Origin of the sequence: Radiobacillus sp. PE A8.2 (assembly GCF_045635475.1) — a bacterium.
Lineage (GTDB): Bacteria > Bacillota > Bacilli > Bacillales > Amphibacillaceae > JBJGXI01.
Genome location: NZ_JBJGXI010000039.1, coordinates 45,473 through 52,262, shown reverse-complemented (window position 1 = coordinate 52,262; position 6,790 = coordinate 45,473). Strand labels below are relative to the sequence as shown.

Sequence of the window (6,790 nt, the reverse complement as noted above, 5' to 3'; positions counted from 1 at the left end):
ACAAGAAAACTTGCAAATCATTTTCATAACACACTTGATTGTTCTGTTCAGTTTTCAAGGATCAAATGGTGGGCCTGAGTGGACTCGAACCACCGACCTCACGCTTATCAGGCGTGCGCTCTAACCAGCTGAGCTACAGGCCCCTTAAAATGGAGCGGGTGAAGGGAATCGAACCCTCGACATCAGCTTGGAAGGCTGAGGTTTTACCACTAAACTACACCCGCATTATCTATTATTTAATAAAATGATCGATGGTCGGGAAGACAGGATTCGAACCTGCGACCCCTTGGTCCCAAACCAAGTGCTCTACCAAGCTGAGCTACTTCCCGATGGCGCGCCCGAGAGGAGTCGAACCCCTAACCTCTTGATCCGTAGTCAAACGCTCTATCCAATTGAGCTACGGGCGCTCAGCGAAGCGACATATTTTAATATATCACATTACCGTCATTTATGTCAACGTATTTTTCAATCTTTTTTGGTGCGGTCGAGAGGACTTGAACCTCCACGGGATTACCTCCCACTAGGCCCTCAACCTAGCGCGTCTGCCATTCCGCCACGACCGCATTATTACCTTAAAGCAATAGAAAGTTTTTTCACTTCGCGATGCTCAGCAAAAGAACTTTGATGCGGGTGGAGGGACTTGAACCCCCACGTCATAAGACACTAGATCCTAAGTCTAGCGCGTCTGCCAATTCCGCCACACCCGCTAAAGATATTTCACAATTATCGGTTATCATATCGTCATTCAACTGTCCATGCGTAAATGTAATCTATGGAGGATTCGAATGCCGTAGGTTAACCTATGATCCCATAACCTTAAAAAGGAAGGGGAATTGCAGATGAATAACAGCCATAGCTTCTTTGATGAGCCATGGAGGATTCGAACCTCCGACCCTCTGATTAAAAGTCAGATGCTCTACCGGCTGAGCTAATGGCTCATAATAATATAATGAAGTTTTCTAGAAGCTATTTTAAAGCAAAAAAAATGGCTGGGCTACTAGGATTCGAACCTAGGAATGACGGCACCAAAAGCCGTTGCCTTACCGCTTGGCGATAGCCCAACAAATATGGCGGTCCGGACGGGACTCGAACCCGCGACCTCCTGCGTGACAGGCAGGCATTCTAACCAACTGAACTACCGGACCAGAGATTTTTTGTGAAACAAAAATATCTTTCATTTTTTTCGTAAAGCGAAAATATTTCTCATTATATTGTGAAGCGAATTTCTTTCACTCAACTATGTTCTTACCTTCATTAAGCTAAGATATTCATTTAAAAAAGCAAAGAAAGTGACCCGTACGGGATTCGAACCCGTGATACCGCCGTGAAAGGGCGGTGTCTTAACCACTTGACCAACGGGCCATGAAAAGAATGGCGGAGAAGGAGGGATTTGAACCCTCGCGCCGCTTACACGACCTACACCCTTAGCAGGGGCGCCTCTTCAGCCACTTGAGTACTTCTCCATTGGCTCCACAGGTAGGACTCGAACCTACGACCGATCGGTTAACAGCCGATTGCTCTACCACTGAGCTACTGTGGAATAATATTTATTGTAGTTACTGTTGTGCTTTTAGCACTTGTCCAAAAGCCTAATAACAATTAACAGCGACGTAGAATATAATATAACATTTATTAATACTTGTCAAACGTTTTTTTGAAAAAGTTATAAATGATGTTTTAGCACACATTTCGACGTTATTTTCTATTTAACAGTTTACTGCTACACCTGTGTGTTGGTCAAGTGTATTTTGCCTTTTATTTCTCAAGGGCTTATATAATTTAACACGGAATATGCATGTTCGTCAATGGGATAAACGTTACCGAATTTAACCAGATATCTTCCCTCCACATTTCCCGCACCGATACTTACTTGTTTTCATAGATCTCATTCGATGGTAAACCTGTCCACACGCTGTACAGTGGTATACGTATTTTACTTTTCTATTCATTGACGGTAACGGTTGGCAGTGCCGAGGTGAATTTGTTTGTTTTAATAACGCTCTGAACTCTGGATCACGATGTTGGTAGCCTTTCCCCTCAATATGTAGATGATAATGACATAACTCGTGTTTTATAATACCATGAAACTCTTCCTCCAATTCATCTAAATATTTTGGGTTCAATTCAATCTTTCTTTTAGATGGAATATACCTTCCACCTGTAGTTCTTAGACGACTATTAAAACTAACGTCATCTGTGAAGGGCTTCGAGAAATATGAAATTGATATATCGTTAACTAATTCCTCCAGTTGAGTTTGTGTCATTTTAGGCATTTTAATCACACCTTTCTCCTTATGTGCATATCATATAATAACTTTAATTGTGGCAGCTACTTAGTTCTTTGATAATTTGTCGAGGAGGACGGACACAGATGCCTAATTGGTTTAAAAAGCAAATGACAGAAGCCTACCTTGCAAAGGATCTATACCAAATAAAAGTTCTGAATCAATGTTGGTTTTTTTATCGGAATAAAATTAGTTGAGTCACTTTCATAATGATCATACACAGCTGTTTTCATCCACATATAGCTTGGGGTTATTTAATCCAACTGTATGTGGATGAAAATGGTTAAAACTAAGTATATGATATTGACTACGATAATTTAAAACAGAAGAATACCGGGGGATCTCGCCGGTATTCTTCTGTTATTAGGCTTGAATCATGGATAAAGCGATGCGTTGCTTGTCTACATCTACATTTTCTACCCACACCGTTACTATGTCACCTACTGATGCAACGTCCATAGGGTGTTTTACAAATGAATTGGACATTTTTGATATATGAACTAACCCATCTTGTTTTACCCCAATATCTACGAACACACCAAAATCAACTACATTTCGCACTGTTCCCTGAAGTTCCATGCCTGCTTTTAAATCTTCCATGGTAAGTACGTTTTGTTTTAATAATGGTTTTGGCAAATCATCCCGGGGATCTCTTTCCGGACTAATGAGCGCCTTCATAATATCGTCTAACGTCGGCTCCCCAATTTCTAATTGCAGAGCAGTCTGTTTTAGGTCGATTGTTTTTAATTTTTGCTGCAACTTATCCGTCCCTAAGTCATCAGTTGAGCAGTCAAGCATTGCTAACAATGCTTTGGTCGGTTCATAACTTTCCGGGTGAATAGGTGTACGATCAAGTGGTTCTTTCCCATCAAGCACTCTTAAGAAACCAACACTTTGCTCATAAGTCTTACTTCCTAGACGTGGTATCTTCTTCAACTGGCTTCTATTAATGAATTTCCCTAGTTCGTCTCTTTGTTTTACAATATTATTAGCAACCGTTTTGCTAAGGCCTGAAACGTATTGAAGTAGGGATGATGATGCGGTATTAACATTTACACCTACTTGGTTAACGGCTGTTTCTACAACGAATGTTAATGATTCACTTAAACTTTTTTGAGTCACATCATGCTGGTATTGACCAACACCTATAGATTTCGGATCAATTTTCACTAGCTCAGCAAGCGGGTCTTGGACACGTCTTGCGATAGAGACAGCACTTCTTTGCTCAACTTGGAAATCCGGGAATTCTTCTCTCGCTAATGGTGACGCCGAATATACACTTGCACCAGCTTCATTAACGATGATATAAGCAACATTTAAATTATGCTCGTGAATCATATCTGCAATGAATTGCTCCGATTCTCTAGATGCTGTCCCGTTCCCAATTGCTATTAATTCAATTGGATAATCCTTCATATATTGCAACAAAACTGCTTCTGCTCCCTTTTTGTCACTTTTGGGAGGGGTTGGGTATATAACATTTATTGCATGCACTTTGCCTGTTTCATCAATAACCGCTAGCTTACAGCCTGTACGGTAAGCTGGGTCTAATCCTAAAACTGTCTTACCTTTTAACGGCGGTTGTAACAACAGGTTTTTTAAGTTAGTGGAAAACACTTGGATTGCTTGTGTTTCTGCCGTTTCTGATAGTCTATTTCTAATTTCTCTTTCAATCGAAGGCTGGATTAATCGTTTATAACTGTCATCAATCGCCGCTTGTAACAAAGCCCTTACCTGCTGTGATGCATTAGCACGGATCACCTGTTTTGTTAAATATCCAGTAAGTTCTTCCGTTGGCGGTAGCACGGCCACCTTGATAATACCTTCTTTCTCGCCACGATTGAGTGCTAAAACACGGTGAGCTACTATAGAACGAACCGGTTCTTCGTAACTATAGTACATTTCAAAGACACCTTTTTCGTCCTTTTCTTTATCCTTTACTTCCGATTGAATCGTTGCTGCCTTAAATGTTTTTTCTCTTATGTAATCACGAAATTTTGGATCATCAGAAATCCATTCTGCAATAATATCATTTGCACCGGCAATAACATCTTCAATAGTTGCTAGTTCAAATTCCTCTGACAGGAATGCTTCCGCTTCTTTGTTTACATCTTGAATCTCTTGCATCCAGATCATTTCCGCTAAAGGTTCTAGCCCTTTTTCCTTGGCAACAGTTGCTTTCGTCCTCCGTTTTTGTTTATAAGGACGGTATAAGTCTTCTACTTTTTGTAATTGTGTCGCTTTCTCTATGTCTTGCTTTAATTCAGGTGTTAATTTTCCTTGCTCTTCAATTAATCGAATTACTTCCTCTTTCCGCTCCGCTAAATGAAGGGCGTAGTTGAACTTGTCTTCGATTGTTTTAATTTGTACTTCATCAAGACCACCTGTCTGTTCCTTACGATATCGCGCTATAAAAGGGACGGTATTTCCTTTCTCTAACAAGGTGATCACTTGCTTTACGCTATTGATGGCTACACTTGTTTGACTTGCAACCCACTGTATTAGCTCTTGGTTTTGAATTTCGCTCAATTTTCTTCCTCCTTATAACACACTCTATTTTACCAAACAGAGATAGACATTCCTAATAATATATCGCTGCACATACGTTTCAAAGTAAAAAGTTAGAAGACAATAAAAAACTCCTATCCATCTTAGATAAGAGCAAAAAAGTATTTTTACGTGTATTTCATTACAATTAATGTCGTATCATCATCGTACGTCATTTCTCCGTTAGAAAAAGCTTCGGTAATAGTAGAAACATTGTGTTCTAAAAAATATTTAGCAGATAGCTGTTTTGGTTCTACACCATCGGAAAACATTACAAACGTCATATTAGGATCCAATTTTGCACCGACTACTTTAAAATCCTTGTGAAAGCCACCAAGGTAACCTGCATTTGGAATATTACGTTTCTTTTCACATTTACTTGAAATTGTCATAATCCCAATATTCCCTATAGAAGAAAATGTATATAATTCTTCTTCGAAATTTATTTTAAGCAATCCAAGTACAACGCCACGCTTACCAATTAGTTGTTTATTGCATATTCTCACCAATTCATTAACGCTAACCTCACTATGATCCTTAATAATTTGCATAACAATATCCGACGATTCTTTAGCAAATTCTCCACTACCTAACCCATCCGCTAAAGCACACACAAACTCTGTTTCAGTTTCGTTATAAAAGTAACTATCACCACAATAATAGTTTCCTTTTTTAGCTTTCTGATAGACAGAAACGTCCATATGCTTACCTAATGACATTACAAACTACCCTCCGCGTTTTCTGATTGCAATGCTTCTCTTAGTTTTCTTAATGCCCGTCTTTGCAATCGCGATACATGCATCTGAGAAATGCCTAGGAGCTCACCAGTTTCCTTTTGGCTCTTGTTATCAAAATACGTATATTTCAAAATTTCTTGTTCTCGTTCATTTAAAATCGGTAATATCTTCTCAAGCAACATCCGTTGATCTGTATTCTCAAATCCTCCATCTGGATTACCGATAAGATCTAAAATAGAAACGGTACTTCCATCAGAATCAGCCTCTATTTTTCGATCTACAGATAAGGCTTTATAGCTCTTGCCCATTTCCATTGTCTCGAGCACTTCTTCCTCCGAGACTTCAAGATGTGCAGCAATATCTGCTACTGATGGGGATTTTTGCTGTTGAGTCGTTAATTCTTCAATCGCTCGCTTGATCTTAGGACCTAATTCTTTAATCCTTCTCGGGACATGAACACTCCATGTCTTATCTCGGATAAATCGCTTGATTTCACCAATGATTGTTGGGATTGCAAACGATTCAAATGACTTACCAAAAGTAGGATCATACCTTCTCATCGCAGCTAATAATCCAAGCATACCCACTTGCGATAGATCTTCGTGAATCATACTGTTTTTCGAGTATTTTCTAGCAATTGACTCAACGAGATCTCGGTAGGCTAGTACTATTTTTTCTTGTACTTCTTTATCTTGAGGATTTTCCTGCAGATATTGTATCCATTGGTAAACCTCATCCTCACGCCTATTGTGTGGTTGAGATTTGGTTGTCATCGAATCCCACCTCATTCTCATGTACAAACTTTGTCATTAATACGATAACCCCATAATCATTTTTAATTTCCACTTTATCCATGAGCGCGTCAATTAGAAATAGACCGAAACCACCTTCTCTTAATTTCTCAATAGACTCTGATTGGTGATATGGACCAATTCCGTCCTTGATTTCTTCTAGATCAAAGCTACCACCTCGATCAGCAACCATTACCTCCAATCGATCTGGATATACGCCGAATCCAATTGTCACTTCCCCATCTTCATCAGCTTTGTATGCGTGCGTGACAGCATTGGTCATTGCCTCTGATATAGCTACCTTAAGGTCCTCAATATCGTCATAATCAAAACCCATTCGGTTTGCTATTCCTGAGACACTTAACCGCACAACTCCAACGTATTCCGGCTTAGCCGGGACTTTTAATTCAACAAAATCGAAAGGTCTCAT

General features: G+C 39.6%; 6 protein-coding genes and 12 tRNA genes. 1 reads left to right on the top strand and 17 read right to left on the bottom strand.

Annotation, left to right across the window (positions count from 1 at the left end; genetic code table 11):
* Positions 1 to 66: 66 nt before the first annotated feature.
* From ACI6MV_RS18430 to ACI6MV_RS18370, 13 genes are all read right to left on the bottom strand, one after another.
* Positions 67 to 143 (bottom strand) — tRNA-Ile (locus ACI6MV_RS18430).
* A 7-nt stretch (positions 144 to 150) separates the two neighbouring features.
* Positions 151 to 224: transfer RNA gene (locus tag ACI6MV_RS18425), tRNA-Gly, on the bottom strand.
* A 28-nt stretch (positions 225 to 252) separates the two neighbouring features.
* Positions 253 to 329: transfer RNA gene (locus tag ACI6MV_RS18420), tRNA-Pro, on the bottom strand.
* A gap of 1 nt (position 330) precedes the next feature.
* Positions 331 to 407: transfer RNA gene (locus ACI6MV_RS18415), tRNA-Arg, on the bottom strand.
* Positions 408 to 476: 69 nt separating this feature from the next.
* Positions 477 to 563, bottom strand: a tRNA-Leu gene (locus ACI6MV_RS18410).
* Positions 564 to 625: 62 nt separating this feature from the next.
* Positions 626 to 707: transfer RNA gene (locus ACI6MV_RS18405), tRNA-Leu, on the bottom strand.
* Between the two features lie 158 nt (positions 708 to 865).
* Positions 866 to 938: transfer RNA gene (locus ACI6MV_RS18400), tRNA-Lys, on the bottom strand.
* Positions 939 to 986: 48 nt separating this feature from the next.
* A tRNA-Gln gene (locus ACI6MV_RS18395) sits at positions 987 to 1,061 on the bottom strand.
* A gap of 7 nt (positions 1,062 to 1,068) precedes the next feature.
* Positions 1,069 to 1,145: transfer RNA gene (locus ACI6MV_RS18390), tRNA-Asp, on the bottom strand.
* A gap of 145 nt (positions 1,146 to 1,290) precedes the next feature.
* A tRNA-Glu gene (locus ACI6MV_RS18385) sits at positions 1,291 to 1,362 on the bottom strand.
* 10 nt (positions 1,363 to 1,372) lie between these two features.
* Positions 1,373 to 1,463: transfer RNA gene (locus tag ACI6MV_RS18380), tRNA-Ser, on the bottom strand.
* 2 nt (positions 1,464 to 1,465) lie between these two features.
* Positions 1,466 to 1,540: transfer RNA gene (locus tag ACI6MV_RS18375), tRNA-Asn, on the bottom strand.
* Positions 1,541 to 1,826: 286 nt separating this feature from the next.
* Positions 1,827 to 2,273, bottom strand: a complete 447-nt coding sequence (locus ACI6MV_RS18370; protein WP_407271792.1) for a SprT family protein — start codon at positions 2,271 to 2,273, stop codon at positions 1,827 to 1,829.
* A gap of 98 nt (positions 2,274 to 2,371) precedes the next feature.
* Between ACI6MV_RS18370 and cmpA the strand changes: the two genes are divergently transcribed.
* Complete coding sequence (gene cmpA / locus ACI6MV_RS18365) at positions 2,372 to 2,482, top strand: cortex morphogenetic protein CmpA (protein WP_407271791.1); 111 nt, start codon at positions 2,372 to 2,374, stop codon at positions 2,480 to 2,482.
* Positions 2,483 to 2,648: 166 nt separating this feature from the next.
* On the opposite strand, the gene ACI6MV_RS18360 is transcribed toward cmpA, so the two are convergent.
* The 4 genes from ACI6MV_RS18360 to rsbW form a co-directional block, all read right to left on the bottom strand.
* Complete coding sequence (locus ACI6MV_RS18360; RefSeq protein WP_407271790.1) at positions 2,649 to 4,814, bottom strand: Tex family protein; 2,166 nt, start codon at positions 4,812 to 4,814, stop codon at positions 2,649 to 2,651.
* Positions 4,815 to 4,960: 146 nt separating this feature from the next.
* Positions 4,961 to 5,551 carry a PP2C family serine/threonine-protein phosphatase gene (locus ACI6MV_RS18355; protein WP_407271789.1) on the bottom strand — a complete coding sequence of 197 codons (591 nt, stop codon included), beginning with the start codon at positions 5,549 to 5,551 and terminating at the stop codon, positions 4,961 to 4,963.
* Positions 5,551 to 6,342 carry an RNA polymerase sigma factor SigB gene (sigB, locus tag ACI6MV_RS18350; protein ID WP_407271788.1) on the bottom strand — a complete coding sequence of 264 codons (792 nt, stop codon included), beginning with the start codon at positions 6,340 to 6,342 and terminating at the stop codon, positions 5,551 to 5,553. Before sigB ends, ACI6MV_RS18355 begins: the two co-directional genes overlap by 1 nt.
* Positions 6,314 to 6,790, bottom strand: coding sequence for an anti-sigma B factor RsbW (rsbW, locus tag ACI6MV_RS18345; RefSeq protein WP_407271787.1), 477 nt, complete (start codon positions 6,788 to 6,790; stop codon positions 6,314 to 6,316). Before rsbW ends, sigB begins: the two co-directional genes overlap by 29 nt.

Coding starts and splice junctions, on each gene's coding strand:
- ACI6MV_RS18370 (WP_407271792.1), bottom strand. CDS start 2,273: ATGCCTAAAATGACACAAACTCAACTGGAGGAATTAGTTAACGATATA.
- cmpA (WP_407271791.1), top strand. CDS start 2,372: ATGCCTAATTGGTTTAAAAAGCAAATGACAGAAGCCTACCTTGCAAAG.
- ACI6MV_RS18355 (WP_407271789.1), bottom strand. CDS start 5,551: ATGTCATTAGGTAAGCATATGGACGTTTCTGTCTATCAGAAAGCTAAA.
- sigB (WP_407271788.1), bottom strand. CDS start 6,342: ATGACAACCAAATCTCAACCACACAATAGGCGTGAGGATGAGGTTTAC.
- rsbW (WP_407271787.1), bottom strand. CDS start 6,790: ATGAGACCTTTCGATTTTGTTGAATTAAAAGTCCCGGCTAAGCCGGAA.